25 protein-coding genes are annotated in these 26,383 nt (G+C 71.9%); 9 read left to right on the top strand and 16 right to left on the bottom strand.

The genetic code is table 11. The features are described from left to right. Positions 1 to 705 carry a response regulator transcription factor gene (locus LCH29_RS19770; RefSeq protein WP_446463053.1) on the bottom strand — a complete coding sequence of 235 codons (705 nt, stop codon included), beginning with the start codon at positions 703 to 705 and terminating at the stop codon, positions 1 to 3. Positions 706 to 878: 173 nt separating this feature from the next. On the opposite strand from LCH29_RS19770, the gene LCH29_RS19765 reads away from it, so the two are divergent. Then, on the top strand, positions 879 to 2,144 hold the full coding sequence (locus LCH29_RS19765) for a glycosyltransferase family 4 protein (protein ID WP_446463052.1): 1,266 nt from the start codon (positions 879 to 881) through the stop codon (positions 2,142 to 2,144). A gap of 47 nt (positions 2,145 to 2,191) precedes the next feature. Here the strand turns inward: LCH29_RS19765 and LCH29_RS19760 are convergent, their stop codons facing one another. From LCH29_RS19760 to LCH29_RS19725, 8 genes are all read right to left on the bottom strand, one after another. Beyond that, the gene (locus LCH29_RS19760; protein WP_446463051.1) at positions 2,192 to 3,730 is read right to left on the bottom strand and encodes an SDR family NAD(P)-dependent oxidoreductase; all 1,539 of its coding nucleotides are present in this window, start codon (positions 3,728 to 3,730) and stop codon (positions 2,192 to 2,194) included. A gap of 87 nt (positions 3,731 to 3,817) precedes the next feature. Then, positions 3,818 to 4,954, bottom strand: a complete 1,137-nt coding sequence (gene pqqE, locus LCH29_RS19755; RefSeq protein ID WP_446463050.1) for a pyrroloquinoline quinone biosynthesis protein PqqE — start codon at positions 4,952 to 4,954, stop codon at positions 3,818 to 3,820. After that, positions 4,951 to 5,217, bottom strand: a complete 267-nt coding sequence (pqqD, locus tag LCH29_RS19750; RefSeq protein ID WP_446463049.1) for a pyrroloquinoline quinone biosynthesis peptide chaperone PqqD — start codon at positions 5,215 to 5,217, stop codon at positions 4,951 to 4,953. The genes pqqE and pqqD overlap by 4 nt, the downstream gene beginning before the upstream one ends. Next, entirely contained in the window at positions 5,214 to 5,912 is a 699-nt protein-coding gene (gene pqqC / locus LCH29_RS19745; protein WP_446463048.1) for a pyrroloquinoline-quinone synthase PqqC, read from the bottom strand. The genes pqqD and pqqC overlap by 4 nt, the downstream gene beginning before the upstream one ends. After that, entirely contained in the window at positions 5,909 to 6,811 is a 903-nt protein-coding gene (pqqB, locus tag LCH29_RS19740) for a pyrroloquinoline quinone biosynthesis protein PqqB (protein WP_446463047.1), read from the bottom strand. The genes pqqC and pqqB overlap by 4 nt, the downstream gene beginning before the upstream one ends. Before the next feature lie 11 nt (positions 6,812 to 6,822). After that, positions 6,823 to 6,966: a pyrroloquinoline quinone precursor peptide PqqA gene (gene pqqA / locus LCH29_RS19735; protein WP_009712687.1), complete on the bottom strand. Its 144-nt coding sequence runs from the start codon at positions 6,964 to 6,966 to the stop codon at positions 6,823 to 6,825. Positions 6,967 to 7,027: 61 nt separating this feature from the next. Further along, positions 7,028 to 8,530, bottom strand: coding sequence for a glycoside hydrolase family 28 protein (locus LCH29_RS19730; protein ID WP_446463046.1), 1,503 nt, complete (start codon positions 8,528 to 8,530; stop codon positions 7,028 to 7,030). After that, positions 8,527 to 10,317 (bottom strand): discoidin domain-containing protein, encoded by a 1,791-nt coding sequence (locus LCH29_RS19725; RefSeq protein ID WP_446463045.1) that lies wholly within the window; start codon positions 10,315 to 10,317, stop codon positions 8,527 to 8,529. The genes LCH29_RS19730 and LCH29_RS19725 overlap by 4 nt, the downstream gene beginning before the upstream one ends. A gap of 300 nt (positions 10,318 to 10,617) precedes the next feature. On the opposite strand from LCH29_RS19725, the gene LCH29_RS19720 reads away from it, so the two are divergent. Continuing rightward, the gene (locus LCH29_RS19720) at positions 10,618 to 11,424 is read left to right on the top strand and encodes a hypothetical protein (RefSeq protein ID WP_446463044.1); all 807 of its coding nucleotides are present in this window, start codon (positions 10,618 to 10,620) and stop codon (positions 11,422 to 11,424) included. A gap of 11 nt (positions 11,425 to 11,435) precedes the next feature. Continuing rightward, positions 11,436 to 12,527 (top strand): PQQ-dependent sugar dehydrogenase, encoded by a 1,092-nt coding sequence (locus LCH29_RS19715; protein WP_446463043.1) that lies wholly within the window; start codon positions 11,436 to 11,438, stop codon positions 12,525 to 12,527. 55 nt (positions 12,528 to 12,582) lie between these two features. Here the strand turns inward: LCH29_RS19715 and LCH29_RS19710 are convergent, their stop codons facing one another. Next, complete coding sequence (locus tag LCH29_RS19710; RefSeq protein ID WP_446463042.1) at positions 12,583 to 14,235, bottom strand: FAD-dependent oxidoreductase; 1,653 nt, start codon at positions 14,233 to 14,235, stop codon at positions 12,583 to 12,585. A gap of 164 nt (positions 14,236 to 14,399) precedes the next feature. On the opposite strand from LCH29_RS19710, the gene LCH29_RS19705 reads away from it, so the two are divergent. The 5 genes from LCH29_RS19705 to LCH29_RS19685 all read left to right on the top strand — a co-directional run bounded on the left by LCH29_RS19705 (position 14,400) and on the right by LCH29_RS19685 (position 19,561). Next, positions 14,400 to 15,806 (top strand): glutamine synthetase, encoded by a 1,407-nt coding sequence (locus LCH29_RS19705; protein WP_446463041.1) that lies wholly within the window; start codon positions 14,400 to 14,402, stop codon positions 15,804 to 15,806. A 3-nt stretch (positions 15,807 to 15,809) separates the two neighbouring features. Further along, complete coding sequence (locus LCH29_RS19700) at positions 15,810 to 16,979, top strand: amidohydrolase family protein (RefSeq protein WP_446463040.1); 1,170 nt, start codon at positions 15,810 to 15,812, stop codon at positions 16,977 to 16,979. A gap of 62 nt (positions 16,980 to 17,041) precedes the next feature. Then, positions 17,042 to 17,395, top strand: a complete 354-nt coding sequence (locus LCH29_RS19695; protein ID WP_446463039.1) for a hypothetical protein — start codon at positions 17,042 to 17,044, stop codon at positions 17,393 to 17,395. Between the two features lie 243 nt (positions 17,396 to 17,638). Further along, a complete protein-coding gene (locus LCH29_RS19690) occupies positions 17,639 to 18,436 on the top strand; it encodes an SDR family NAD(P)-dependent oxidoreductase (RefSeq protein WP_446463038.1) in 798 nt (265 codons plus the stop codon). A gap of 57 nt (positions 18,437 to 18,493) precedes the next feature. Further along, entirely contained in the window at positions 18,494 to 19,561 is a 1,068-nt protein-coding gene (locus LCH29_RS19685) for a zinc-dependent alcohol dehydrogenase family protein (protein ID WP_446463037.1), read from the top strand. Here LCH29_RS19685 and LCH29_RS19680 read toward each other — a convergent pair. From LCH29_RS19680 to LCH29_RS19670, 3 genes are all read right to left on the bottom strand, one after another. Then, positions 19,452 to 20,972, bottom strand: a complete 1,521-nt coding sequence (locus LCH29_RS19680; protein ID WP_446463036.1) for an MFS transporter — start codon at positions 20,970 to 20,972, stop codon at positions 19,452 to 19,454. The two genes, LCH29_RS19685 and LCH29_RS19680, sit on opposite strands and share 110 nt — an antisense overlap. Then, positions 20,969 to 21,604 carry a TetR/AcrR family transcriptional regulator gene (locus LCH29_RS19675; RefSeq protein WP_446463035.1) on the bottom strand — a complete coding sequence of 212 codons (636 nt, stop codon included), beginning with the start codon at positions 21,602 to 21,604 and terminating at the stop codon, positions 20,969 to 20,971. The genes LCH29_RS19680 and LCH29_RS19675 overlap by 4 nt, the downstream gene beginning before the upstream one ends. A 71-nt stretch (positions 21,605 to 21,675) precedes the next feature. Beyond that, positions 21,676 to 22,626: an SDR family NAD(P)-dependent oxidoreductase gene (locus LCH29_RS19670; RefSeq protein ID WP_446463034.1), complete on the bottom strand. Its 951-nt coding sequence runs from the start codon at positions 22,624 to 22,626 to the stop codon at positions 21,676 to 21,678. Positions 22,627 to 22,678: 52 nt separating this feature from the next. On the opposite strand from LCH29_RS19670, the gene LCH29_RS19665 reads away from it, so the two are divergent. Then, on the top strand, positions 22,679 to 23,110 hold the full coding sequence (locus tag LCH29_RS19665; protein ID WP_446463033.1) for a MerR family transcriptional regulator: 432 nt from the start codon (positions 22,679 to 22,681) through the stop codon (positions 23,108 to 23,110). Here the strand turns inward: LCH29_RS19665 and LCH29_RS19660 are convergent. The 3 genes from LCH29_RS19660 to LCH29_RS19650 all read right to left on the bottom strand — a co-directional run bounded on the left by LCH29_RS19660 (position 23,044) and on the right by LCH29_RS19650 (position 26,262). Continuing rightward, positions 23,044 to 24,285 carry a serine hydrolase domain-containing protein gene (locus LCH29_RS19660; RefSeq protein ID WP_446463032.1) on the bottom strand — a complete coding sequence of 414 codons (1,242 nt, stop codon included), beginning with the start codon at positions 24,283 to 24,285 and terminating at the stop codon, positions 23,044 to 23,046. The two genes, LCH29_RS19665 and LCH29_RS19660, sit on opposite strands and share 67 nt — an antisense overlap. A 97-nt stretch (positions 24,286 to 24,382) precedes the next feature. Continuing rightward, positions 24,383 to 25,093, bottom strand: coding sequence for a response regulator (locus LCH29_RS19655; protein WP_446463031.1), 711 nt, complete (start codon positions 25,091 to 25,093; stop codon positions 24,383 to 24,385). After that, positions 25,090 to 26,262, bottom strand: coding sequence for a sensor histidine kinase (locus LCH29_RS19650; RefSeq protein ID WP_446463110.1), 1,173 nt, complete (start codon positions 26,260 to 26,262; stop codon positions 25,090 to 25,092). Before LCH29_RS19650 ends, LCH29_RS19655 begins: the two co-directional genes overlap by 4 nt. Positions 26,263 to 26,383: the final 121 nt, after the last annotated feature.

The following is a 26,383-nucleotide window of genomic DNA, read 5'->3' as shown; positions in this document are numbered from 1 at the left end:
TCACTCCTCCCGCAGGGTGTAGCCGACGCCGCGCACCGTGTGGATGAGCGGGATGAGTCCGGCCTGGTCGACCTTGCGGCGCAAATAACCGATGTATACGGCCAGGTTCTTCGATCCGGGGCCGAAGTCATAGCCCCAGATGCGAGAGTAGATCGTGCCATGATCAAGAACGATGCCCGCGTTACGGGCCAGCAGCTCCAGCAGGTCGAATTCGGTGCGGGTCAGCTCCAGTTCCGTACCGCCCCGCCACACCCGGCGCGCCGAGGGATCGAGCCTCAGGTCGGCCACCGCCAGGGTGGCGTCGAAGACGGTGCCCTCCGCCGCGGGCTCCGGTATGGGGGCGGCGCGGCGCAGCAGCGCGCGCAGCCGGGCGAAGACCTCGTCGACGTCGAACGGCTTGGCCACGTAGTCGTCGGCGCCCGCGTCCAGTCCCTCGATCCGGTCGGCGGTCTCCACCCGCGCGGTGAGCATGAGGACGGGGGTGCGGTCGCCCTCGGCGCGCAGCACCCGGCACACCTGGATGCCGTCCACTCCCGGCATCATCACGTCCAGCACGATCACGTCCGGGTGCTCACGGTGGATGGCCGCCAGGGCCTCGACGCCGTCGGACACCGAGGTCACCCGGTATCCCTCCAGCGTCAGGGCGCGCTCCAGCGCATGGCGGATGGCACGGTCGTCCTCGGCGAGCAGCACGGTGTTGGTCACACGACGAGTCTGCCAAGGCCCGTCGGATGCGGTCCCCCGCATCCCCCCGGAGCTGCGGTTCTTACCCGGCTCTCACCGTATCCACGCGACCGGCTTACCGAGCCGGGACAGGGTACCCAGTACGTTCCGGGGGGATCGCGCCCCGGTGTTGCCACCGGCCGGAGAGACACCGAATGAAGATCGTATTCCTGCTGCACAACGCTTATGGGATCGGCGGAACGATACGCACCACGCTGAACCTCGCCGCGGCGCTGGCCGAGCGCCACGACGTGGAGATCGTCTCGATGATGCGCCACCGGGCGAAGCCGCGCTTCACGCTCGACCCGCGGGTGCGGCTGGTGCCGCTGGTCGACACCCGGCCCGGGGGCCTCGACGCGCGGGATCCGCTGTTCGCCGAGCGCACCCGGGACTTTCCCGTCCACGAGAAGCGGAACCACCAGTACAACCGGCTGATGGACGTGCGGATCGCCCGGTACCTTGAGGGCTCCGACGCCGACGTGATCATCGGCACCCGGCCGGGCGTCAATGTGTACCTTGCACGCTTCGGCCCGCGCAAGGCCCTGCGCATCGCGCAGGAGCATCTGCGGTACGAGGCGCACAGCAAGAAGCTGCGGGCCGAGCTGGCGCCGTACTACCGCATGCTGGACGCCGTCGTCACCACGACGGAGGCGGACGCGGCGGTGTACCGGGCGAAGATGCCGCTGCCGGGGGCGCGGACCCTCGCGATACCGAACAGCGTCCCCGAGCCCGCTGCCCCGCCCTCCGAAGGCACCGCGCCGGTGATCGCGGCGGCCGGGCGGCTGGTCCGCGGCAAGCGCTTCGACCTGCTGATAGACGCCTTCTCGGAGGTCTCGCCCAAGCATCCGGAGTGGCGGCTGCGGATCTACGGCGGTGGTTCCCAGAAGGATCGGCTCCAGGAGCGCATCGAGGAGCTCGGGCTGACCGCGAGCGCCGAGCTGATGGGACCGTACTCGCCGATCGAGGAGGAGTTCGCGAAGGCGTCGATCGTCGCGGTCGCCTCGGACGCCGAGTCGTTCGGGATGACGCTCGTGGAGGCGATGCGCTGCGGGGTGCCGGTGGTGAGCACGGACTGCCCGCTGGGCCCCGCCGAGATCATCGAGGACGGGGTCACCGGGCGGCTCGTCCCGGTCGGCGACAAGCAGGCGATGGCGCAGGCGCTGCGGGATCTGATCGACGACGAGCCGGGCCGCCGCGCGATGGCCGCGGCGGCGCTGGAGAGCGCGCGGACGTACGACCCGGAGCTGATCGCCGCACGCTACGAGCGGCTCTTCGAGGAGCTGGCGTCGAGCCGGTTCGCGCGCAAGTGGGAGCGCACCCGGGTGCGGCTGCGGGCCGAGTACCGCCGTAAGGTCCGCCGCTGGAAGCGCGCCTTCCGCCGCCGTCTGCCCGCGGCGGGAGGGAAGAGCGCCAAAGCGTGACGGGGGGAGCCGGGACCGCGAGAGGGCCCGGCTCCTGACGTCGGCTCCTACCAGGTGGTCGGCGCGTAGTCCTTGAGGAAGCAGCCGAACAGGTCCTCGCCCTGCTCGCCGCGGACGATCGGGTCGTAGACCCGGGCCGCGCCGTCCACCAGGTCGAGCGGGGCGTGGAAGCCGTCGGCCGCCAGCCGCATCTTGTCCGGGTGCGGGCGCTCGTCGGTGATCCACCCGGTGTCGACGCTGGTCATGAGGATGGCGTCGGACTCGAACATCTCACGGGCGCTGGTGCGGGTGAGCATGTTGAGCGAGGCCTTGGCCATGTTGGTGTGCGGATGGCCCGCGCCCTTGTAGCCGCGGCCGAACTTGCCCTCCATGGCGGAGACGTTGACCACGTACTTCCGCCGGGCGGGCGCGGCGGCCATCGCCGGGCGCAGCCTGCTGACCAGGATGAAGGGCGCCGTCTCGTTGCACAGCTGCACCTCCAGCATCTCGACCGGGTCCACCTCGTGGACCCGCTGGATCCAGGTGTTGGTGGGGTCCAGGTCCGGGACGAGCCCGCCCGCGTCGATCGCGGTGCCCGCCTCGATCCGGGCGGGCGAGGCGGAGCCGCGGTTAAGGGCGAGGGCGGTGAGGTCCTGGGGGGTCAGCGCGCCGTCCCGCTCCCGGCGCGGCCCGGGCAGCGCGGTCTGGGAGCCGCTGCCGAAGGCGCCGAGGACGACGGCCTCGGGCAGCTCCCCGGCGGGCAGCGGCGCCGACTCGCCCGCTATCAGCTCCGCGTACGCCTGCGGGGTGCGGCGCACGGTCTGCGCGGCGTTGTTGATCAGGATGTCCAGCGGCCCGGCGGCGCTCACCTCGTCGGCCAGCGCGATGACCTGGGCGGGGTCGCGCAGATCGATGCCGACGATCTTCAGCCGGTGGAGCCACTCGGCGCTGTCCGGCATCGTCGTGAAGCGGCGGATCGCGTCGTTGGGGAAGCGGGTGGTGACGGTGGTGTGGGCGCCGTCGCGCAGCAGCCGCAGCGCGATGTACATGCCGATCTTGGCGCGGCCGCCGGTGAGCAGCGCCCGGCGGCCGGTGAGGTCGGTGCGGGCGTCCCGGCGGGCCCGGTTCTCGGCGGCGCAGCCGCGGCAGAGCTGGTGGTAGAACGCGTCGACCTCGACGTACCGGGTCTTGCACACGTAGCAGGAGCGCGGGCGCTCCAGGATGCCCGCGATCTCGGTGGTGACCGAACTGCTGAGGGCCCGGCCCAGCGTCTCGTCGTCGATGCGGTCGGCGGCGCCGGTCGCGGTGGCCTCGGTCACCGCCTTGTCGTTGGCGGTCTTGGCGGCCCGCCGCTCCGAGCGCCTGCGCTGCTTCACGGTCCGGTAGATGCCGGCGGTGGCCCGGCGCACCGTGATGGCGTCGGGGTGGTCGATGGGCAGCCGGTCCAGCTCCTCCAGGACGCTCAGGCAGGTCGCCAGGCGCTCGGGGTCGATACCGGGCTCGTCGGTGCCGGGCTCGTCGATACCGGGCGCCTCGGCCCCCGGGTACGCAGCCCCCGGCTGCCCGGCATCCGTCTGCTGGGCCCGGCCGTCGTCAGTCACCGTCATCGCCGCTGCCGCTTTCTGGTTCTGTTCTCCCTGGTTAACGGCCGAACTGTACGGAAGCGGGGACGGTTGCGCCAAACCCGGGCGGTCTCACCCCCTTCCGTACCCGCGGTACGTATAGCCCGGAGGCGGCGGCTCCGCGGCCGGAGCGGGGTCGGCGAGCGAACGGATCAGGCCATGATCGGGCGAGAGGGCGCAGGCCGGGTCGGTGCGGGCGGCGTCCCCGGTGAGCGCGTACGCCTGGCAGCGGCAGCCGCCGAAGTCCTCGGCGCGGTGGGAGCAGCTACGACACGGTTCGGCCATCCATTCCTCGCCGCGGTAGCGGTTGAAGGCGGCGGAGTGGTCCCAGATCCACTCCAGCGCGTGGTCGCGGACGTTCGGCGGGTCGAGGCCGGGCAGGGCGGCCGCGGCGGGACAGGGCAGCACGGTGCCGTCGGGAGCGACGGTGAGCGAGACCGCGCCCCAGCCGCCCATGCAGGGCTTGGCGACGCCCTCGAAGTAGTCCGGGAGGACCCACACCAGCTCGGTGCGGCCGCCGAGCTTCTCACGCCATCGCGCGACGCCCTCCCGGGCCCGGGCGAGCTGCTCGCGGGTGGGCAGCAGGGCGGCGCGGTTGCGCAGGGCCCAGCCGTAGAACTGGGTGTTGGCGAGTTCGATGCGGTCGGCGCCCCAGGCCACTGCCAGTTCGATCAGTGGGTCCAGCGCGTCGAGGTTGTCGCGGTGCAGGACGACGTTGACGCCCAGCGGCAGGCCCGCCTCCCGCACCAGGGCGGCGGCCCGCTCCTTGGCGGCGAACGAGCGGTGTCCGGCGATCCGGTCGGAGGCCCCGGGATCGGCATGCTGGACGGAGAGCTGGACACTGTGCAGCCCGGCCCCGGTCAGCGCCGTCAGCCGGGCCTCGTCAAGACCCACTCCGCTGGTGACCAGCTGGGTGTAGAGCCCGGCGGACGCGGCCGCGGCGACGATCGCCTCCAGGTCGCGGCGCAGCAGCGGTTCGCCGCCGGACAGATGGGTGTGGACGACGCCCAGCTCCGCCGCCTGGCGCAGCACCCGCTCCCACTCCTCGCCGGTCAGCTCGTGGGAGCGGCGCACCAGTTGGAGGGGATTGGAGCAGTAGGGGCAGTGCAGCGGGCAGCCGTGGGTCAGCTCGGCGAGCAGCGCCCACGGGCGGGGGTGGGCGGTCCCTTGGGGGTGCCCCTGGGCGTGTCCTTGAGGGTGAGCGGTCACCGTATCCAGCCCTCCTCGTGCATCCGGTCCAGGAACGCCGGGACCTCGGTGGCCACGGGGGCGCCGGGGAAGCGTGCGGCGAGTTCGGCCACGATGGTGTCGAGGTCGCGGTCGCCGTCGCACAGCCGCAGCACGGTTCCGGCGGTGCCGCGCAGGACCACCACGCGCTCGGGCATCACCAGCAGGTCCACCTCGCGCACCCGGTCGTGGCGCAGGTGCACCGCGGGGGCCAGGGCCGGCCGCCAGGCGGCCGGGGCCGTCATGCCCCCTCCCCCGCCGCGTCCTTGGTGTCGGCATGGTCCACGGCGTCCAGCAGGGACCACAGCACCTCGCATTTGAAGGTCAGCGCGGCGACCGCCCGCTCCTCGTCCTCGGGGGTGCAGGCCCAGGTCAGCACGAGGTCGAGGGCCTCGGCGCTGTCCCGGCTGCCCTGGCTCACCCGGTCCCGGAAGTAGCGGAGTCCTTCGCGCTCGATCCACGGGTAGTGGTGTTCGAACGCCTCGATGCGGGTGCGCATGATGCCGGGGGCGGACAGTTCGGTCAGCGAGGCGGCGACGGCCTCCAGCGGGGTGCCCAGACGGCAGAAGTTGACGTAGCCGTCGACCGCGAGCCGCACGCCCGGCAGCACGTCGGCGCCGGTCAGCAGCCGTTCCCGGCCGATGCCCGCGGCCTCGCCGAGCCGCAGCCACCGCTCGATGCCGCCCTCGCCGTCGGCGGCGCCGTCGTGGTCCCGGATGCGGCGCAGCCACATCCGGCGCAGCCGCGGGGTGTCCAGCTTGGCGGTGATGAGCGCGTCCTTGACGGGGATGTGGCGCTGGTAGTGGAAGCGGTTGAGGATCCAGCGGCGCAGTTCGGCGGGGGTGAGTTCGCCCGCGTGCATGCGGAGGTTGAAGGGGTGCCGGTCGTGGTAGCGCTCCTGGGCGACGGCGCGCAGCCGCTCTTCGAGGCTCCGGGTCATAACTCGATCACCATCCCGTCGGCGGCCACCTCGATGCCCCGTTTGGCGAGCACCGCGTGCTGGGGCGCGGCCGGGTCGTTGAGGGGGTTGGTGTTGTTGAGGTGGGTGTACAGGGTGCGGGCGCCGAGTGCGGCGAGCCGCGGTGCCGTGCCGCCGGGTCCGTCGATCGGCAGATGGCCCATGGCGGTGGCGGTGCGGGAGCCGAAGCCGCTGCGCAGGGGCTCGTCGTCGGCCCAGAAAGTGCCGTCGACGATGACGCAGTCGGCCTCCTCGGCGGCCCGCTGGAAGGCGTCGGGCCAGGCGGCGAGGGCGGGGGCGTAGAGGAGGGAGCGGCCGGTGGCCAGGTCCCTCAGGTGCAGGGCGACGACCCAGGCGTCCTCGTCGGGGCCGCCCGACTCGGCGGCGTAGCGGGGGCGTTTGGCGGAGACGGGAACGGCGGCGATGGCGAAGGAAGCATCGGGGGCGACCGGTCGTGCGGCCTCGGTCGGCAGCTCGTGCCAGTCGAGCCGGGTGTAGGGGGCGAGCACCTCGCCGAGGTGGAGCCCGGTCAGCAGGGCCCGGCGCACCGCGGCGGTGGTGTGCAGTTCCACGCCGTCCCCCTCGCGCAGCCGGGCGATGCCGAGGGTGTGGTCGAGTTCGGCGTCGGTGAGGATCACCCCGGCCAGCGGGGTGTGGCGCGGTTCGGGTCCGGGGTGCAGTTCCGGGCAGCCCTCGACCTGGTCGCCGAGGTCGGGGGTGGCGTTGACGAGGTACCAGCGGCCTTCGGCGGCCCGTACGGCGAGCGAGGCGTGGCGGCGGCGCCGCTCCGGGTGGGCGCGTGCCCCGGAGCATCCGGGGCACGCGCAGTTCCACTGGGGCACGCCGCCGCCCGCCGCGGTGCCGAGCACACGCACGCGCATGGCGGCTGCCGTCAGCGGGCGTTGAGTGAGTACGCGGTGACCTCCAGCGCGGTCTCGACGACCACGTAGTCGGGGGTCTGCCAGGCTGTTTCCGGCGCGGGGGTCCGGGTGTGGTCCACCGCCTCGGGAGCCGTCTGCCGCACGGTTTCGTTCATGGCATTGACCTGCCTTCCGGTTTCCGGTGTGGGGTTGTGCCAGAGGGTGTCTCGGCGGGCGTCAGCCGGTGGTCCTGATCCGCAGCGCCTCGCCGTCGGTGGTGGTGCTGTGCCGGACCACGGGGCCGGTGACGCCGCTGAAGCCCACGTCGTACGGGCTGGCGGTGCCGCGCTGCGCCGTGACCCGGTCGAGGGTGATGCCTACCCCGTCGTCGGCGATGAACGCGGGCCGGTCGTCGTTGGTGTCGGTCGTGACGGCGCTGTTGGTGAAGGTGATGTCCTTGGCGTGCCGGATCCACCAGCCGTAGGAGGGGCGTACCCCATAGGTCTTGGGGACGTAGTCGGTGAGGTATTCGCCGGGGACGAGCTCCGCGTCGGAGGCGGGGTGGCCGCCGGGCACGGTCAGCCGCACCCGGTCGAAGGTGATGTCCGTGACGTCCGCGCCGGGCGCTCCGGTGATGGTGCTGGTGTAGTCGACGCCGGTGACCGGGTGGGTCAGCCCGGTGCCGGTGACGTTCTGGAAGCGGATGTCGTGGATCCGGCCGGCGGCCGGGGCGTCCGGGCAGCGCTTGCGGTCACCGATCTTGATGAAGACGGGGGTGGCGCCCTTGGTCATGGTGATGTCCGAGTAGCGGACGTCGCTGATGTCGGAGCCGTCCATGGAGACGATGCCGATGGCGGCCTTGCCCCCGCCGCCGATCCGGAGCCGGTCGAAGCGGATGTCGCGGAAGTCGCCGCAGGTCTCCGAGCCGAACTGGAGGGCGTTGTTCTCGGTGGACAGCACGTCGGAGTCGTGGACCCGGATGTCATGGCTGGTGTAGGTCCGGCCGAGCGCGTAGTCGCTCTTGAGGACGACGCCGTCGTCCCGGCCCTCGATGCGGGAGTGGCCGATGTCGACATGGCGGCTGTTGATGAGGTTGACGGCGTCCCGGTCGGTGCTGGTGAGCACCTTGGTGCGGGTCATCCGTACCCCGTCGCAGCCGTTGAGCAGCAGCGCGAAGTGGCCGCCCCGGGTGAAGGTGACGTCCTTGATGTCCAGGTCGGCGCAGCGCTTCAGGGAGAGGATCTTGTCGCCGACGCCGCGTTCCAGGGTGTTGCTGGTGCCCAGTCCCTCGCCGTCGAGGGTGCCGGAGCCGGTGATGGCGAGGTGGTGGATGTTCTCGCCGGTCAGCAGCGCGTTGCGGAAGTGGCTGTGGCCGAAGTCCTGGTAGGCCTCCCACGGGTTGGGCTCGGCCTCGTCCATGCCACCGGGTGCGGCGAGCAGCGTCGCGCCCTTGGCGAGGTGCAGCGTGATGTCGCTCTTGAGGTGGAGGGTGCGGGACTTGTAGGTGCCGGGCGGGAACAGCACGGTGCCGCGGCCGGGAGCGGCGGCCGCCGCCTCGATCGCCCGGTCGATGGCGTCGTCGTCCAGGGTCGTGCCGTCGCCCGTGGCCCCGTAGTCGCGCACGTCGTACGTACGGTCGGCGGTGCCGGGCTGTGCGGTGGCGGTCAGGGGAGGCGCGGCGAGCAGGCAGGCTCCGGCCGCCGTGATGGCGGCGAACCGTATGCGCATCGATCGCGTCATGAGTCGCCCTTCGGGTAACCGGATCCGATGCGCACCTCGTCGATCAGCAGCTTCCGATAGCGCTTGGTGTCGGTGGCCGCGGTCCAGGTGCTGTTGACGGTCAGTCGGACGTAGCGCTTGGTGGCCGCGGGGAGGTCGATGAACTGCACCCCGCGGGCGCTGGGAAGGGTTCCGGCCTTGACCGGGCTGCCCCAGGTGGTGCCGTCGCTGGAGACCTGCACCTGGTAGTCACGGATCCGGGCGGACTGTTCGGTGTCGGACCGGGCGTAGGAGACCGACCACTCCCGCTGGTTGACGGCCAGGTACCGGACGCTTCTGGCCGAGCGCAGATCGAAGGTGACCGTGACGGGCAGCGTGGTGTTGTTGTCCCAGTAGGTCTGCGGATCGCCGTCGAGGACGGCGGAGGCCGGGTGGCCGCTCGCCGAGGCGCCGGCGCTCGCGGTCATGGAGCCGGCCGGAATCAGCCCCTGCCTGCCGTCGGTCCGGACGCTCAGGACGGTGTCGTACGGATCCCAGCCGGTGATGCCGGAGATGGTGAGCTTTCCCCCGCCCTGGCTGAAGGCCAGTTTCCTTCCGGTACGGAAGTCGGTGACGCCGGACACCCGGTAGCCGTTGTCCCGTACGGTCAGCGTGGAGCCGGACGGCTTGGTCAGGACGTGGACGTAGTGCTGGTCGGGGTCGGTCCTGCTGACCGTGGTCACCCCGCGGGCGCCGTCGTTCCAGGAGCCGGGCTGGAGCCCGCCGTATGCGTAGCCACCGCCCTCGGTGCCGTTCAGCGAGCCCCAGATCGTGTCGAGATAGGTCTTCGCGACGTTGTTGAAAGCTTCCTGTTTGCTGGGGAACTTCCCGTTCACCTGGGCGGTTTCGGCCATGAGCGACTTCACGGAGGATCCGGAGTTGCTGATCAACCGGCCCAGGGTGAGCCCGGTGTCCACCGCCGGGTCGGTGCCGCCGTACCACCAGGCGCCGCTGCTGGGCAGCTTGAAGCAGGCCTCGGTGAGCCGCGGCTGCGGGGTCCAGATGGCCTGCGGATAGTCGTACGCCGGGGTCATGCCGGTCTTCTGCTCATTGCTGACCGTGTCCATGATCGGCGTGTCTTCGTTGTTGTTGCTCAGCAGCCAGGACGGGCGGTCGGCGCGGATCTTCTCGTAGAGGGCGTGGTCGAGCCAGTAGTCGTTGTCGTTGTCGATCCAGAAACCCGCAAGCTTCGGGTACTTCTTCATCACTTCGACGAAGTTGTCGTACGAGTACTCACCGAATCCGTCGCGCGTGGTCAGGTCGACGTCACGGCCCTTGGAGGCGGAGTACGCCGCCGAGTCGAGCCATTCATGGCCGCCCTCGTCGTGCCACTTCGGATCGTCGGTCATGTAGAGCATGACCTTCAGTCCCTGCTTGCCCGCCGCGTCGACCAGCTCGCCCAGGAAGTCCCGCTGGGTGGAGCAACTGCCCGGGATGGCGGAGGGCCAGGCGCGCGCGTATCCCAACCGGCTGTGGAAGGAGGCGAGGACGAGGTACTTGGCGTGCAGCTTCTTGGCCTCGTCCACCCAGTAGCGGGCACTCCAGCCGCCGTCGGTCACCGCCTTCTCCCAGGCGGCGCAGCTGGTGTAGCCGGGCGAGGTGCGCATGCCCCAGTGCAGGAAGAGGCCCGCCTGGGAGTCTCGCAACCACTGCTGCCGGGGGTTGACCACCTCGGCCCGGGCGGGGACCGGACCGGCCAGGGCGAGCGTGGCGATGGCCAGCAGGACGGCGGCCAGCCAGGCGCCTAAGCGGCGCGAACTGCGGCCCATGAGCGGCTCCTTCTCGGGGGCGCGGGTGGGGTGCGACGGGATGGCGTTCCTGATGCAGCGTCACTACCTGTCGGTGTCCGGTCAATAAGCGTGCAGTCAAAATCCTCCGATCTCTTGCCGGGGACATGCGGTGCATGATTCAGCGAAACAAGCGGAATGCGCAGGTAGTTGAGGGGTTCAGGCGGCGAGAACCTGCGGCGATCGCTTTCCTGGTCCACACCATTCCTTGACTCATGAGGGCACACCTCCTACCTTCACAAGTCCCCCCATGTGAACAAGGATCAGAGGGGAGAATCCTTGATGGAGCGCCCACCGCTCTTACCGCGCACCGCCCTCACCCTCGCGGCCACCGCCGCGCTGATCGTTCCCGCCGCGGTCGCCTACGGCACGGAGCGCTCACCGCAGGCACCGGCCGCGTCCTGGAGCCTCAAGTGGAACCCGGCGGCCGGAGCCAGTGTCGCCAGCGCCTTCGAGGGCGCCGAGGACGATCGCGCCGACTCCCACCCCGGAACCACCCACATCTACCCCTCCCAGGGCGGTTTCCGGACGGATATGCACTACCCCAAGGACGTCGACACCAGCACCGACCGCCAGCGCAACGAGGTCCGGGGCATGAAGCAGGACGGCTCCGCCGTCAAGATCCTCAAGAACGAGACCTGGCGCATCCAGTACCAGATGTACGTGCCGGACACGCTGGACGCGACGACGAGCTTCACCCACATCATGCAGATCAAGGTCGGGGACGTGGCCGCCCCGCTGTTCACCATGTCGCTGCACCAGCACGACAACGGCCCGAAGGTCGAAATCCGGACCTCGGACGACGACGACAACCTGACCGAGGCCGGGGCCGCGAACATGGCGCCGCTCCAGGGCGCCTGGAGCGATGTGTCGGTCGAGGTCAAGGCGGCCGACTCGGGCGCGTACGCCGACTGGTCGGTGACCAGCGGCGGCAAGGAAGTCGCCTCGTACAAGCGCACCGGCCTGGACCTGTGGCGCGGCAAGAACTACCTGCGGCCCAAGTGGGGCATCTACCGGAGCCTGAACAGCAGCGGCCTCCAGACCACGTATCTGCTCACCCGGAACTTCAAGGCGTACAAGCTCCAGTAGGAGGACACGCAATGAAGAGCTGTCGGAACACCCTGGTGGCCGCGGCCGCCACCACCGCGCTCACCGCCGGGCTGCTGCTCACCCAGGCGGGCACCGGCAACGCCGCCCCGGCCGCGGCCGATTCAGCCCGTTCGGCCCCTTCGACCATCACGACCGTCTCGTCCGGCTGGTCGATCCCCTGGGGGCTGAGCTGGTTGCCGGACGGCTCGGCGCTGATCAGCGAGCGGGACTCGTTCAAACTCTTCAAGCTCACCCGGTCGGGCACCAGGACCCAGGTGGGCACGGTGCCCAATGTGGTGACGACCAGCGGCGAGGGCGGGCTGATGGGCCTCGCGGTCTCCCCGAACTGGAACACCGATCACTACGTCTACATCATGCACACGGCGTCGGACGGCAACCGGATCGCCCGCATGACCTACGACGGTTCCGCCTTGAGTGGCTACAAGGCGATCGTCACCGGCATCAAGAAGAACAAGTACCACAACGGCGGTCGCCTCAAGTTCGGCCCGGACGGCTATCTGTACGCCACCACCGGGGACGCACAGACATCCGGCAACGCGCAGGACAAGAACTCGCTCAACGGCAAGATCCTGCGGATGACCACCGACGGCAAGGCCGCCCCCGGCAACCCGTTCGGCACCCTCGTCTACTCCCTGGGCCACCGCAACCCGCAGGGCCTCACCTGGGACGCGCAGGGCAGGCTGTGGGAGGCGGAGCTGGGCAACAGCCAGTACGACGAACTCAACCTCATCGAGGCGGGGAAGAACTACGGCTGGCCCACCTGCGAGGGCAGCTGCTCCACGTCGGGGATGACCAACCCCAAGCGCCAGTGGTCCGTCGGCGAGGCATCGCCCAGCGGGGTCACCTACGCCGACGGCGCCCTCTACATGGCGGCGCTCCGGGGCGAGCGGCTGTGGCGGATCCCGGTCGACGGGACGAGCGCGGGCACCCCGAAGGCGTACTACACCAGCTCGTACGGGCGGCTGCGCACCGTCGAGACGGTGCCCGGCAAGAACACGCTGTGGCTGTCCACGACGAACGCCGACAACAACGGCGGGGAGCCGGACGGCGCGGACAAGGTGTTCCAGGTCGAGCTGAAGTAGCACGCGCCGCATGCGTACGGTCGCGCTCCCCGCGGAGCGCGACCGTACGCCCGTGTCAGTACGCCAGCCGCTCGTTCATCAGCAGGAAGGCGCCCAGGCCATGGAGGTCGTTGGTGTTGCGCGGGCGGCCGAGGTAGTAGGCCAGGTCACCGACGTTGGTGCCCTCGCTGATGTCGGCGATGTCGGTCAGCCCGTTCGCGTCCACCGTCACCTTGTCCAGGACGCCCCGGTAGCCGCGGCGTGCCGCCGCCGCGTAGTCGCCACCCCGGATCCAGCCGTGCCCCAGGGCGGCGTGCAGCATCAGGGTGTACATGCTGGAGGCCGAGGTCTCGGTCCAGTTGCCCGGCTCGCTCGCCTTGTCGACGACCTGGAACCAGCGGCCGGTCGCCCGGTCCTGGTAGCGCAGGAACCCCTTGGCCAAGTGCCGTACGTTGGCGATGAGTTCGGCGCGGCGCGGATGGCCGGCGGGCAGCATCTCCAGCACCTCGATGTGCGTCATCGCGGTCCAGCCGATGGCGCGGGCCCAGAAGTGGGCGGAGGTGCCGGTGGTGGCGTCCGGGTTCCAGGGGGCGTCGCCGTCCGCGTCGTAGGCGTGGTAGATCAGCCCGTTCGACGCCTTGAGGTGACGGAAGTACACCGAGAGGTTCCGGGTGACCTCGTCGTACGCGTAACTCTTGTCCCCGTACGCGATGCCGTACCGCAGCAGGAACGGCTGGGCCATGAAGACGCCGTCGCCCCACAGTTCGTTGGTCTTGCCGGTGGCGTGCCACATGCCGCCGTCCGCGGTGCGGGGATAGTCGGCGAAGCGGGCGCGGATCTGGTCGGCGGCCGTCCGGTAGCGCGCGTCGCCGGTCTCCCGGTGGAGCATCAGCAGCAGGTTGCCGGACTGCATGGCGTCGAGGTTGTCGAAGGTGCGGCTCATATGGCCGTCGGCATCCACGAATCTGTCCACCCAGCGCTTGATGTACGCCAGGTACGAGGGCTCGCCCACCCGCTGGTAGACGCGGTACGCCCCCAGCAGGAACAGCCCCCGGGTGTAGCCCCAGCCGCCGAGCGAGGCCGGGTCCGGGTAGCGGGCGAGGGTGGAGTCCACCACCGCCCGCGACCAGTCCGTCCGGCCCGTCCGGGCCACGGCATGCGCCACCCCGGTCCCCGGCAGCAGAAGGCCGCCGCCGATGCCGAGCGCGCTCGCGAGTACGGTCCTGCGTCTGATCATGGGGAGTCCCCTCTTTTCAGTCCAAGATGCCATGTACACGCCAAGGATAGCGTCGAGCGCGCACCGTACCGGATCAAACGCGGAGGAAAGGGCCGGATCCGCATCCCCCGTCAGCAGTCCGGTCACCAACCGGCCGGTGGCGGGGGCGAGCATCAGCCCGAGCATGTTGTGGCCGGTCGCCAGCAGCACCCGGGAGTGGCCGGGCACCGGGCCGATCAGCGGCAGCCCGTCGGGGGTCATGGGCCGCGGGCCCACCCACTCCTCCTGGAGGCCGTCCCAGGAGGCACGGCGCAGATACGGGCGCGCGGCCGCGACGATGGCCTCGACGCGCCGCCGCCGGAACCGGTCGGGGTCGCGCTCGAACTCCCTCGTCCCCGCGCCCCGGACCCGCTTGCCCATGGGGGTGAGCACCACCTTGGCCGCCCCGAGGTGGACCAGCCGGGAGGGCGGGGCTCGGCCGCCGGCCGCCGCGCGTGTCGTCCTCGACGGCATCACCGAGCACCTGGGCCGCCGAAACCAGCCGGGGACGTTCGCGACGGTTATGGGGAAGGCATATCCCACCGTCACACCCCGTATGCGATCGGGACAATCCGTCACCATAATGCCCCCCACAGGCAATAGTCTCGGCATACAGGCCGCGGCGGAGGAGGTAGCCCATGGGGACGGGCGATCGCGAACAGGCACAGGCACGAGCGCGGCAGGAAGCCGACCGGCTCACCGCGCAGGGCATCCATGGCATCGCTCTGACCTGGGTGGACAACGCGGGACTCACCCGGGTGAAATCCGTGCCCACCGGGCGGCTCGCCCACAGCACACGGCGTGGCGTCGGCATGTCCCCCGTCTTCGACGTGTACCTCGTGGACGACTCGATGACGACGAGCCCTCATATCGGCGGGCCCGACGGCGATCTGCGGCTCTTCCCCGATCTCGACCGGCTCACCCCGCTGGCCGCCCAGCCCGGCTGGGCCTGGGCACCGGCCGACCGCTACGCCCAGTCCGGCCTGGAACACCCCGCCTGCCAGCGGCTGTTCGCCCGCCGGATGGCCGAGCGGGCGCACGGGCGGGGCATCGCGCTGCGCATGGGCTTCGAGACGGAGTGGGTCGTCACCACGGACGGCACGGGCGATACCGGCGACACGGGCGGCTCCGGCGCGCCGCGCTCCGCGCGCGACACGCCCGGCCCGCACTACGCCGGTACGGGCCCGGCCTACGGCATGGCGCGCCTGGTCGACCTCTCCGGCTACCTCGCCGACGTGCTCGACACGCTGCACACCCAGGGCGTGGAGGTGCTTCAGCTGCACCCGGAGTACGCGGCCGGGCAGTTCGAGGTGTCCGTGGCGCCCGCGGACCCGGTGGGCGCCGCCGATCTCGCCGTCCTCGTCCGCGAAACGATTCGCGGGGTGTCGGCACGGCACGGGCTGACCCCGCTGTTCGGCCCGGTCGCCGAGGCGGGCACGGTCGGCAACGGCGGCCATCTGCACCTGAGTCTGTGGCAGGGCGAGCGCAACCTGTGCCGGGACGGGGACGGACCGCACGGCATGACCGCGACCAGCGAGGCGTTCCTCGCCGGAGTGCTGCGCGCCCTGCCCGCCCTGCTCGCCATCGGCGCCCCCTCCCCGGCGAGCTATCTGCGGCTCGAACCCTCCCGCTGGGCCGGGGCCTACCAGTGCTGGGGTCTGGAGAACCGCGAGGCCGCACTGCGCTTCATCACCGGCGCCCCGGACGACCTGGGCGGGGCCAACGCCGAGGTCAAGTGCTTCGACCCGGCCGCCAACCCCTACCTGGTGACGGGCACGGTCATCGCCGCCGGGCTCGCCGGGCTCGACGCCGGGCTCACCCTGCCACCACCGGTCTCCGGCGACCCGGCGGGGACGGGCCGGGAGCGGCGGCTGCCCACCTCGCTGCCCACCGCGCTGGAGCACTTCGAGGACTCGGCGGTGCTGCGCGAGGCGCTGGGCGATCCGCTCTTCGAGGCCATCGCCGCCGTACGCCGCGCCGAGGCGGCGCTGTTCGAGAAGGCCACCCCGCAGGAGATCGCGGCCGCGACCCGGGGACGGTACTGAACGATGCGCTCCACCGAGGGGACGGCACCGACCGGGCTGTCTCTGCCGCCGCTGGTGGACCACCACTGCCATGGGGTGGCCCGCCGCGAACTGGACCCCGCCGCTTTCGAGGCGTTCCTGACCGAGTCCGACGCGCCCGCCGCGCTCGGCACCACCTTCTTCGACAGCCAGCTGGGCTTCGCGCTGCGCCGCTGGTGCCCGCCGCTGCTCGACCTGGAACCGCACTGTCCGCCCGCCCGCTATCTCGCCCGGCGGCGGGAGCTGGGGGTACGGGAGGTCAACCGGCGGCTGCTGAGCGCCGCCGGGATCACCGAGTTCCTCGTCGACACCGGCCTCCCCGGCGATCTCACCACCCCGGACGAGCTGGCCGCGGCCGCCGGTGGCACCGCGCACGAGATCGTCCGGCTGGAACACCTCGCGGAGCGGACCGCCGACACCTCGCGCAGCGCCGACGACTTCCTGGCCGGGCTCGCCGACGGGATCCGGGAGGCCGCCCGTACCGCCGCGGGCTTCAAATCGGTGGCCGCCTACCGCTACGGCCTCCACTTCGAGCCCGATCCGCCCGCCCCCGCCGCCGTGCACACCGCGGCCGAGCGCTGGCTCGCCCACCGCGCCGAGGGCGGCGCGCCCGCCGCCCGGGTGACCGACCCCGTGCTGCTGCGCCATCTGCTGTGGTCCGCGGCGCGCACCGGGCTGCCGCTCCAGCTGCACACCGGCTTCGGCGATCCGGATCTGCGGCTGGACCGCTGCGATCCGCTCGCGCTCACCGACTTCATCCGCGCGGTACGCCCCACCGGCTGTTCGCTGATCCTGCTGCACGGCTACCCGTACCACCGCGGCGCGGCCTACCTCGCCGCCGTCTTCCCGCATGTCTACGCCGACGTGGGCCTGTCCCTGACCCACACCGGGGCGCGGGCCGGGGCGGTGCTCGCCGAGATGCTGGAGCTGGCTCCCTTCGGCAAGGTGCTGTTCTCCACCGACGCCTACGGGCTGCCCGAGCTGTACGTGGTGGGCGCGCGGCTGTTCCGGGAGGCGCTGACCGGGCTGCTGGACCAGTGGGTGCGCGAGGGGGCGTGGTCGCGCGGCGACGCCGGGCGGGTGGCGGCGCTCCTCGGCGCGGACAACGCGCGCCGAGTGTACGGGCTCGGCAGCACAATCACCCGTGATCATTAGCCCGGACCGCAGAATCCCCGGTTCACGGGGCGCTCGGCGACGGTTTTCGCCACGATGGTGGGATGGACGAAGAGCAATTCCTGGAGCGCGCCAAGCAGTTCGCACTCCACCTGGCCGACCTTCAGTCGCGCCTCGACCCCGCGTCGTACGATCTGCTGCTGCGCATCCTGCACGGCATCAACGACGCCATCGTGGGCCGGTCCGCGGGCGGCCCCACCGGTATCGACGTACCGTTCACCGCGCTCGACCGGGATCTGTTCACCCCCGATCTCGGGCGGGAGCTGGCCAAGCTGACCAGTCTGCTGGGGCCGCACGGGCTCCAGTTGGTCGTCGAGTTCGGCAGCCAGCAGGAGAACGACCGGCGCGAGGTCGAGGCGATAGCCCGGGTCAGCGGCATGGATCCCGGAGGCGCGTGATGGTCTACCGGCTGGGGGCACCTCCCAGCGGTAGCTGGGGGCGAGCCGCAGGGGCGCGCCGGTGTCGAAAGGGAGTCGCGCGCAGGGAGCGAGGAACGAGCGACCGAGCACGTCGACCGTCGACACCGGCTGAGGCGCCCCGGAGGCGAACCGAGCTTCAAAAAGACGGACGGGTACGGTTCGGCGTGGGGCGGCGGTATGGGCCACCGTCCCCCTCACACCACCGTCCCCGGAGGAGAACGCATGCGGATCAGCGGCACCACCGTCCTGCTCACCGGAGCGACCGGGGGCATCGGGCAGACCCTCGCCCGGGCCCTCGCCGCCAAGGGCGCCAAGCTGCTGCTCACCGGGCGCCGCGAGGAGGTGCTGCGGCCGCTGGCCGAGCGGCTCGGCGCCACTCCGATCGTGGCCGACCTGGCCGAACGGTCCGATGTGGAGCGGCTCGTCGAGGAGGCGGAGGCGGCCGACACCCGGATCCTCATAGCCAACGCCGCGCTGCCCTCCAGCGGTGACGTCCTCGGCTACGACACCGATCACCTCGACCGCGCCCTCGACGTCAATCTGCGTGCCCCGCTGCTGCTGTCGCGGCTGATGGCACCGCGGATGGTGGCCGCGGGGTCCGGGCAGCTGGTGATGATCGGCTCGCTGTCGGGCCGTACCGCCTCCCCTGGCGCCGCGCTCTACAACGCGGCCAAGTTCGGGCTGCGCGGCTTCGCGCTCGGGCTGCGGCAGGACCTGCACGGCACGGGCGTCGGGGTCACGCTGGTGCAGCCCGGGTTCGTCGGCGACGCCGGGATGTTCGCCGACTCCGGCGCCTCCACACCCCCCGGGGTGCGCACCATCACCACGCGCCGGGTGGCGGCCGCCACCGTCCGCGCGATCGAACGGAACCGGGCCGAGGTGAACGTGGCCCCGCTGGAGCTGCGCTTCGGCAGCGCCCTCGGCGGCCTCTTCCCCACCCTCGCCGAGCGAGCCCAGCGCCAGGCGGGCGCCGGGAAGACGTCCCGGCAACTCGCCGACGGACAGCGCGACAAGCGCTAGCGCGCCGTGGTGTAGGTTCGGGCGACCCCACCGGGAGTGCGAGCGAGGGAGCGGGTTATGCGTGCTGTGGTGTTCGACGACTTCGGGCGCAGGCCCGAGGTACGGACCGTCGACGATCCCACCCCCTCCCCGCGCGGCGTGGTCATCCGCGTCGAGGCCACCGGGCTGTGCCGCAGCGACTGGCACGGCTGGATGGGCCACGATCCGGACATCCGGCTGCCGCACGTCCCCGGCCATGAACTCGCGGGCACGGTCGAGGAGGTCGGCCCCGACGTCCTGAACTGGCGCCCCGGCCGGCGGGTCACGGTGCCCTTCATCTGCGCCTGCGGGCGTTGCGCCGCATGCGCGGACGGCGCCCAGCAGGTGTGCGAGCGGCAGACGCAGCCGGGCTTCACCCACTGGGGGTCGTTCGCCGAGTACGTCGCGGTCGAGAACGCCGACGTGAACCTCGTCGGCATCCGCAACGAGCTGCCGTTCACCACCGCCGCCTCGCTCGGCTGCCGCTTCGCGACCGCCTTCCGCGCGGTGGTGACGCAGGGCCGGGTCGCCCCGGGCGAATGGGTCGCGGTGCACGGATGCGGCGGGGTCGGGCTGTCCGCCGTCATGATCGCGGCGGCGTGCGGGGCGCGGGTCGTCGCGGTCGACGTCTCCGCCCGCGCGCTCGCCCTGGCGTCCCGCATCGGCGCGGCGGTCTGCGTGGACGCGTCCTCCACCCTGGGCTCGGTGGCCGAGGCCGTCGCGGACGCGACGGGCGGCGGCGCCCATGTCTCCGTGGACGCGCTGGGCTCGCCCCGTACCTGCGCGGCCTCGGTGGGCAGCCTCCGCCGCCACGGCCGCCATGTCCAGATCGGCCTGCTGCCGCCCGCCGCCGGAAACCCGATGCTCCCGATGGACCGGGTCATCGCGCTCGAACTCCAGCTGCTGGGCAGCCACGGCATGGCCGCGCACGCGTACGGGCCGATGATGGAGATGGTCGACGCCGGGACGCTGCGGCCGGACCGGCTGGTCACCGACGTCATAGGTCTGGACGCCGTACCCGAGGCCCTGTCCGCGCTGCCGTCGGCGGCGAAGGGCGGGGTGACGGTGATAGAGCCCCACCGCGCCCCGACGGGGTCGGGATGGTGATGTCGCGCATCGCGAAGACCGCCGCGAGGGCGAGGACTCCCGCGACGGCCCCGCCCCAGGCGACCGTGGAGCCGATCGCCGGGGCGCTCGCCGCGGCCGCGCCGTGACGGCCCATCAGGGACTGTGCGCAGGCCAGCCCGAAGGTGCCGCCGATCTGCTTGGCGAGGGCCGAGCCCGCGGTCGCCGTGCCCATGTCGGCGGCGGGTACGGAGTTCTGGGTCGCGATGGTGATACCGCCCATCGCGGGCCCCGTACCGAGCCCGGCGATCAGTAGCCATCCGCAGATCAGTGGCGTCGGTGTCGCCGCGCCTAGGGCGAAGAACGAGGCGGTCCCGGCGGTGAGCAGTCCGGCGCCGGTCAGGAGCACCGGTTTGGTGTGGCCGCTGCGCAGGATCGCGGCGGCGGTGAGCCGGTTGCTCAGCGCCATGCCGAGCATCAGGGGCAGGAGCAGCAGCCCGGAGGTGGTCGCGGAGTGGCCCCGTACGTACTGGAAGTAGAGCGGCAGCAGGATGCCGATCGGCATGGCGGCGGCCTGGAAGAAGAACCCGCCGGTCAGCAGGGCGCTGTAGGTGCGGTACCGGAAGAGGCGGAGCGGCAGCACGGGGACGGACGCGCGGCGCTCGACCGGAACGAGCAGGGCGAGCAGCGCCAGACCGCCGAGCAGACACCCCACGACGGCGGGCTCCGTCCAGGGCGGGGTGCGCCCGCCCGCCGGGGTGCCCTTCAGGCTGAGACCGGTCAGGGTCAGTGAGAGACCGGCCGTGAGGAGCAGGATCCCCGCGACGTCGAGCCGCCCGGACGGCGCCTCGGCGGGGCGGCGGTCCGGCAGGGCCAGGACGAGGACGGTTGCGGCGGCCAGGCCGATGGGGAGGTTGAGCCAGAACGCCCAGCGCCAGCCCGCATGGTCGGCCAGGAGACCGCCGACGATCGGGCCGCCGACCAGGCCGAGCACCAGCATCGTGCCCATGACCGTCTGCATGCGGATCAACCCCTCCGTGCGGGAGGGCGGGTTGAGGTCGCGGATCAGGGCCATGCCGAGGGTGAGCAGGGCCCCGGCGCCCAGCCCCTGCCCGGCGCGGCAGATGATCAGCGCTTCCATGGAACCGGCGAGGCTGCACGCGAGGGAGCCCGCCAGGAACAGGGCGAGTCCGCTCAGCAGCAGTCGGCGGCGGCCGTACAGGTCGGAGAAGCGGCCGTAGACGGGCACGCTGATCGAGGAGGTCAGCAGATAGGCGGTGACGAGCCAGACGTACCAGCTGTCGCTGCCGCCGATCTGCTCGACGATGCGGGGCAGGGCGGTACCGACCACGGTGCCGTCGAGCATGGCCAGGAACGCACACGCCAGCAGGGACAGGGTGATCAGGGTCCGGCGGCGGGAGGTGAGCTGCGCATACCCCTCGGGTGCGGTCACCGGCCCTCCCCCGGCCCGGTGAGCGCGCCGTGCAGGAAGAGGTCCACCAGTTCGTCGGTGGTCAGCGGGTCGTTCATGCCCGACCGCCCGGCGAACATGAGCAGCAACTGGAAGGAGTCCGCGAGTCGTTCGGGGGCGAGCCGCAGGCTCTCCCGGTCCGGCTCCAGCAGCGCGGCCAGCGCCGCGCGCGGCGCGGCGAGCCCCGCTTCGCGGTCCGGCAGCCCGCCGCCCTCGGCCGATTCACCGGGCGGCCTGCGCTCCAGTCGGCCGGTCGCGGCGAGGGCCCCGACGACGGCGCCGATACGGGTCATGTGCCCGCGCATCACCTCGGCCGCCTCGGTGAGCCGGGCGTCAAGCGGCTGGTCCAGGTCGATCGCCTCCAGGTGGGCGACGGCGTCGTCGGGGCGCGTGGCCTCGGCCACGCAGGCGGCGAGCAGGGTGTCCTTGTCGGGGAAGACACGGAAGATCGTGCCCTCCCCGATGCCCGCAGCCCGGGCGATCTTCGCGGTGGTCACGGCGGCGCCGTATTCGACAACCAGGGGAAGCGCCGCGGCAACGATCATCTTGCGGCGCTGATCAGGATCCATGGCGGGCGCACGGCGCCGGGGCGGGGTGGAAGAAGTCTCGGTCATGCCCCGAAGAATACGGAGTGAGCACTCACTCCGTCAATGAGTGAGTGCTCACTCCACAGACTCGGAGCACCTCAAAAGGCATGCGCGCCGGTGAGTTCGCTGGACAGATCCCATAGGCGCGAGGCGGCGTGGGGGTCGGTGGCCCAGGGCTTCACCCCGCCGATGAGCATGTCGTCGGTGGTGGCCTCCTCGGCGATGTCGCAGTCCTGGCAGTACGCGCCGCCGTGACCGTCGAGCAGCGGCGAGGTCGCGGCCCAGACCGCCGTCGCCGCACCCTGCCGCGGCGTCTTGAAACCGTCGGCGGGCTCGCCGTCCGGCGTCACCCAGCCCCGTGCCTGCCACTCCTCGCGCGGGATGTGGCGCTGGAGCGGGGTGAGGATGCTGCCGGGGTGCACGGCGAAGGCGTGCACCCCCGTGCCGGCAACGAGGCGGTCGAGGTGCAGGGCGAACAGGGCGTTGGCGGTCTTGGACTGGGCGTAGGCGAGCCGGCGGTCGTAGCCGGTGCGGAAGTGCGGGTCCTGCCAGCGGATGTCGCTCAGGAAGTGGCCGGACGACGCCACCGCCACCACGCGGGCGCCGGGGGCGAGAGCGGGGCGGAGGCGGTTCACGAGCGCGAAGTGCCCGAGGTGGTTGATGGCGAACTGGGCCTCCCAGCCCGGGCCGACGCGGGTTTCCGGACACGCCATCACACCGGCCCCGTTGATGACGATGTCGAGCGTGCGGCCGGTGTCGAGGAAGCGGTCGGAGAACGCGCGCACGCTCTCCAGGTCGCCCAGGTCGAGCGCGTCGACCTCCACCCCGGGTGTGCCCCGCAGGGCTTCCCCGGCGGTGTCGGGCCGCCGCGCCGGGACGATGACGCGCGCCCCGGCGCGGGCCAGGGCACGCGTGGTCTCCAGGCCGAGCCCGGAGTATCCGCCGGTGACCAGGGCCGTGGCGCCGGTCAGGTCGACTCCGGCGAGAACGTCGTCGGCGGTGCTGTGGGCGCCGAATCCGGAAGGGAGCTTCCGCTGTTTCGTGATCATGAGGAGGACGCTAAAACCTAGACCGCGCGCTAGGTCAAGGTACGGTTCCCCGATGAGCGGTTTCCCGATGAACGACGACGGCCTGAGCATCGGCAAGGTCTCCGAGGCGACCGGGATGAGCGTGCACGCGCTGCGGTTCTTCGAGCGCGAGGGGCTGTTCCTGCGGGAGATCCGCCGTACCGGCGGCGGGCAGCGCGTCTACGCACAGGCCGATGTGGACTGGCTCGCGCTGTGCGACCGGCTGCGCGCCTCCGGCATGCCGATCGCGACGATCCGCAGGTTCGCCGAGCTGGTCCGCCACGGTCCGGGCAATGAGCCCGACCGGCTCGCGCTGCTCCGTGAGCACGAGGAGAACGTACGGGCCAGGATCGACGAACTCGGCGCCTGTCTGGAGGTCATCCACACCAAGGTGACCGTCTACGAACGCCACGTCCGCGACGGGACCGCCGCCGGGGTGTGGTCCCCGACGCCGTCCGACGACTGACGCGGCGACTCGGGCTTGCCGTAGGCGGCCACCATGATGTTCATGGCCACCTCGTTCATGTCCTGCCCTTTGGCGTCCATGGAGTTGACGCTGTAGACGAGGGTGCGGGAGCCGTCGCGGGTGGCGGCGATGGCCGTGTTGTAGCCCCAGCGGCCGCCGGTCTTCCCCCACACTTCGCGGCCGCCCAGTTTCTTCATCGACAGGCCGATGGAGTACGCGGCAGGGTCGCCGCTCTTGGCGTCCGGCACCTTCGGCAGCGTGAACATCTCCCGCAGCAGCGGGCCGCGCACCACCCGGCCCTGGAACAGGGCCTTCGTGAACCGCTCCAGGTCCGCCGTGGTCGAGATGATGTCCCCGGCCGCCCAGGCGTCCGTCGCTCCCCACACCGAGACGTCGCGCAGGCCGGTCGTGCCGTCGTCCAGCCTCATCGTCTGGTAGCCGTGGTTGTGCGGCCCGACGATGTGCGGGCCCGTCCCCGGGTAGTACGTGTCGCGCAGCCCGAGCGGGTGCAGGATCCGGCGGGCCACCTGACGCTCGTACGAGTGGCCCGTGACACGCTCGATCAGCAGACCGGCGATCGTGTAGCCGATGTTCAGATAGTGCTGCTTCGTGCCCGGCGCGAACTCGCGCTTCTTCGCCGTCGCCGAGCGGACCATGTCCTCCGGGTCGTAGATCCTCAAGCGGTTCGCGTACGCCTCCTCGACCGTGTTCCCGGGGAAGTCGGGGGCGGGGATGCCATGCGTGTGGTTGAGCAACTCCCGGACGGTGACCTTCCCGTACGACGCGGGGATCAGTTCCGGCAGATAGGAGCGGGCGCTGCGATGCAGGTCCAGTCTGCCCTCGGCGACCAGTTGCAGTGCGACGGCCGCCGTGAAGACCTTGGTCACGGAACCGGCGCGGAAGCGGGCGGCCGGATCGGCGGGCCGGTTGGTCCTCAGATCGTGCACGCCCGAACTGCCCCGCCAGACACCCTCGGTGCCACCGACCCTGACCAGCGCGGCCGTCGCGTCCGACAGCTTCGCGATGGCGGCCTCCAGGGCGGGGACCGTGGGGTCCGCGGGCCGCGCCGAGACCGCGGTCGGCGGGGCGGAGGCGACGGCCGGGAGGGCTGCCGGGCCCGCGGTGACACCGACGACGAGCGCGGCGGCCAGCAGCGTGCGAGTGGTGCTCTGCATGGTCAACTCCATGAGTGGGTGCCGTGGTTCTGGATGGCTCCATCCTGCTGACCGGCGGACCTGTCGCGGATCGCCCGCACCGGCGGGATCCGCCGGGTCACTTCCTCGCCGACGCGGGGGAGGTTCCGGTCCCCGACGCTCCCCCGGGCGGGGGATCTCCGGCCGTGACCAGGCCTGTTTCGTACGCGCAGATCACCGCCTGGATCCGGTCCCGCAGCCCCAGCTTGGCGAGGACATGGCCGACATGTGTCTTCACCGTGTGGTCGCTGACGACCAGCTCCGCCGCGATCTCGGCGTTCGACAGGCCCCGCGCGAGCAGCAGCAGCGTCTCCCGCTCCCGGCCGGTCAGCGCGTCCAGGCGGGGGTCGGGCCGCGGTGACCGGGCGGCCGGGCGGGTGTACTGCTCGACCAGGCGGCGGGCCACGGACGGCGCGAGCAGCGAGTCGCCCCGCGCCACCACCCGTACCGCGTGCACCAGATCGTCCCGGCGTACGTCCTTCAGCAGGAAGCCGCTCGCGCCCGCGTGCAGCGCGTCGTACACGTACTCGTCCGAGTCGAAGGTCGTCAGCATCACCGTCCGGCAGGCGCCGTCCGCGCTGATCTCGCGGCAGGCCGCGATACCGTCCATGCCCGGCATCCGGATGTCGAGCAGCGCCACATCGGGCGTGTGCCGCCGTACGGCCTCGACCGCCTCGGATCCGTCGCCCGCCTCCGCGACCACCTCGATGTCCGGCTGGGCGTCCAGGATCATCGCGAAGCCGCTGCGCACCAGCTCCTGGTCGTCGGCCACCACCACCCGGATGCTCACCGCGCCACCTCCGCCGCCTCCGCCGTGGTCGGTACGGGGATGCGCACCCGCACCTCGAAGCCCCGGCCGTCCGGACCCGGCCCGGTGACCGCCGTACCGCCGTGGGCCGCCACCCGCTCGCGGACCCCGACGAGGCCGTGACCGACCCCGGGGCCGGACCGGGGACCGCGCCCGTCGTCCGTCACCCGGATGTCCACCTCCCGCTCCGTGTAGGTGAGGTGCACCGAGACGGTGCGGGCGGCCGCGTGCTTGACCGTGTTCGTCAGGGCCTCCTGGACGATACGGAAGACCGTCGCCCCGGTCGCGTCCGTCAGCGGCCGCACGGGCCCCGCCGTTCCGTAGACGACATCGAGGCCGCTGCTCCGCACCCGGTCGAGGAGCTCGGGCAGACCGGCCAGGCCCGGTTGCGGTGCGCGCGGGGCGCCGCCCGGCTGCTCGTCCTCGCGCAGCACGCCCAGCATGCGTCGCAGTTGCGCCATGGCGTCCCGGCCCGTCTCGGAGATGGCGTCGAAGGCGGCCTCCGCCCGCTCCGGAGCCGTACGCACCGCCACCGGGCCCGCCTCGGCCTGCACGATCATCAGGCTCACCGCATGGGAGAGGATGTCGTGCATCTCCCGTGCGATCCGGGCCCGTTCCCGCGCGGCGGCCTGTTCGGCCTCGACCCGGTGGGCCCGCTGCCGGGCGGCGGTCAGCCGCCCGAAGACGTAGGCCGCCGCGAGCACGAAGAAGCAGAAGGTGAGTTCCCGGGCCGTCCGGGTGTTGAGCCAGACCGACAACGGCACGGTGACCAGCGCCAGAACCCCGGTCAGCAGCCGCTTCCAGGGCGGTGAGAGGACGGCGATCGTGTAGACGATGACGAGCCCGGTGTACGGCAGCGGCTGCCCGGGCCCGTCCAGCGCCAGCTTGTACAGCACGCTGGTCGCCACGATCGCGAACAGGACGGCGACGGGAGCCCGCCGACGCCAGATCAGGGGGACCACGGTGAGCGTGGTCAGCCCGTAGGCGGGCCAGGTCGCCGGTGGGACCCCGTCCGGGCGCGGCACCACGAACGGCATCGTCATCGCCGCCTGAACCAGGAGCGCGACCCCGCTGTCGACGGCCGGCGGATGGGCCGCCGCCAACGCCCGGCCCCGCGCCCACCACCCCCGTAAGTGCTCCGGTATGTCGATCACCTCGAAGTGCCCTTTCGCGGTTTCGGCGGCGCGCGATGCTGACGCGTCAGATTACCCGTGGGTTCATGCGCACGGTCTTCCAGCTCCACGCCAACCGTCAGCGAGGAGAAGGTGGACC

Source organism: Streptomyces sp. BRA346 (genome assembly GCF_052851135.1).
Note: the sequence above shows the minus strand (reverse complement) of the source record. Positions and strands in the feature narration are given on the sequence as shown.

Bases quoted from the DNA above. Each gene is read 5' to 3' on its own strand.
- LCH29_RS19670 (WP_446463034.1), bottom strand. From the start codon at position 22,626: ATGATCACGAAACAGCGGAAGCTCCCTTCCGGATTCGGCGCCCACAGC.
- LCH29_RS19695 (WP_446463039.1), top strand. From the start codon at position 17,042: ATGGACGAAGAGCAATTCCTGGAGCGCGCCAAGCAGTTCGCACTCCAC.
- LCH29_RS19725 (WP_446463045.1), bottom strand. From the start codon at position 10,317: ATGGGCCGCAGTTCGCGCCGCTTAGGCGCCTGGCTGGCCGCCGTCCTG.
- LCH29_RS19760 (WP_446463051.1), bottom strand. From the start codon at position 3,730: ATGACGGTGACTGACGACGGCCGGGCCCAGCAGACGGATGCCGGGCAG.
- pqqD (WP_446463049.1), bottom strand. From the start codon at position 5,217: ATGACGGCCCCGGCCGCCTGGCGGCCGGCCCTGGCCCCCGCGGTGCAC.
- pqqC (WP_446463048.1), bottom strand. From the start codon at position 5,912: ATGACCCGGAGCCTCGAAGAGCGGCTGCGCGCCGTCGCCCAGGAGCGC.
- pqqA (WP_009712687.1), bottom strand. From the start codon at position 6,966: ATGAACGAAACCGTGCGGCAGACGGCTCCCGAGGCGGTGGACCACACC.
- LCH29_RS19700 (WP_446463040.1), top strand. From the start codon at position 15,810: ATGCGCTCCACCGAGGGGACGGCACCGACCGGGCTGTCTCTGCCGCCG.
- LCH29_RS19660 (WP_446463032.1), bottom strand. From the start codon at position 24,285: ATGCAGAGCACCACTCGCACGCTGCTGGCCGCCGCGCTCGTCGTCGGT.
- LCH29_RS19705 (WP_446463041.1), top strand. From the start codon at position 14,400: ATGGGGACGGGCGATCGCGAACAGGCACAGGCACGAGCGCGGCAGGAA.
- LCH29_RS19710 (WP_446463042.1), bottom strand. From the start codon at position 14,235: ATGCCGTCGAGGACGACACGCGCGGCGGCCGGCGGCCGAGCCCCGCCC.
- LCH29_RS19720 (WP_446463044.1), top strand. From the start codon at position 10,618: ATGGAGCGCCCACCGCTCTTACCGCGCACCGCCCTCACCCTCGCGGCC.
- LCH29_RS19730 (WP_446463046.1), bottom strand. From the start codon at position 8,530: ATGACGCGATCGATGCGCATACGGTTCGCCGCCATCACGGCGGCCGGA.
- LCH29_RS19665 (WP_446463033.1), top strand. From the start codon at position 22,679: ATGAGCGGTTTCCCGATGAACGACGACGGCCTGAGCATCGGCAAGGTC.
- LCH29_RS19690 (WP_446463038.1), top strand. From the start codon at position 17,639: ATGCGGATCAGCGGCACCACCGTCCTGCTCACCGGAGCGACCGGGGGC.
- LCH29_RS19715 (WP_446463043.1), top strand. From the start codon at position 11,436: ATGAAGAGCTGTCGGAACACCCTGGTGGCCGCGGCCGCCACCACCGCG.
- LCH29_RS19675 (WP_446463035.1), bottom strand. From the start codon at position 21,604: ATGACCGAGACTTCTTCCACCCCGCCCCGGCGCCGTGCGCCCGCCATG.
- LCH29_RS19685 (WP_446463037.1), top strand. From the start codon at position 18,494: ATGCGTGCTGTGGTGTTCGACGACTTCGGGCGCAGGCCCGAGGTACGG.
- pqqB (WP_446463047.1), bottom strand. From the start codon at position 6,811: ATGCGCGTGCGTGTGCTCGGCACCGCGGCGGGCGGCGGCGTGCCCCAG.
- LCH29_RS19765 (WP_446463052.1), top strand. From the start codon at position 879: ATGAAGATCGTATTCCTGCTGCACAACGCTTATGGGATCGGCGGAACG.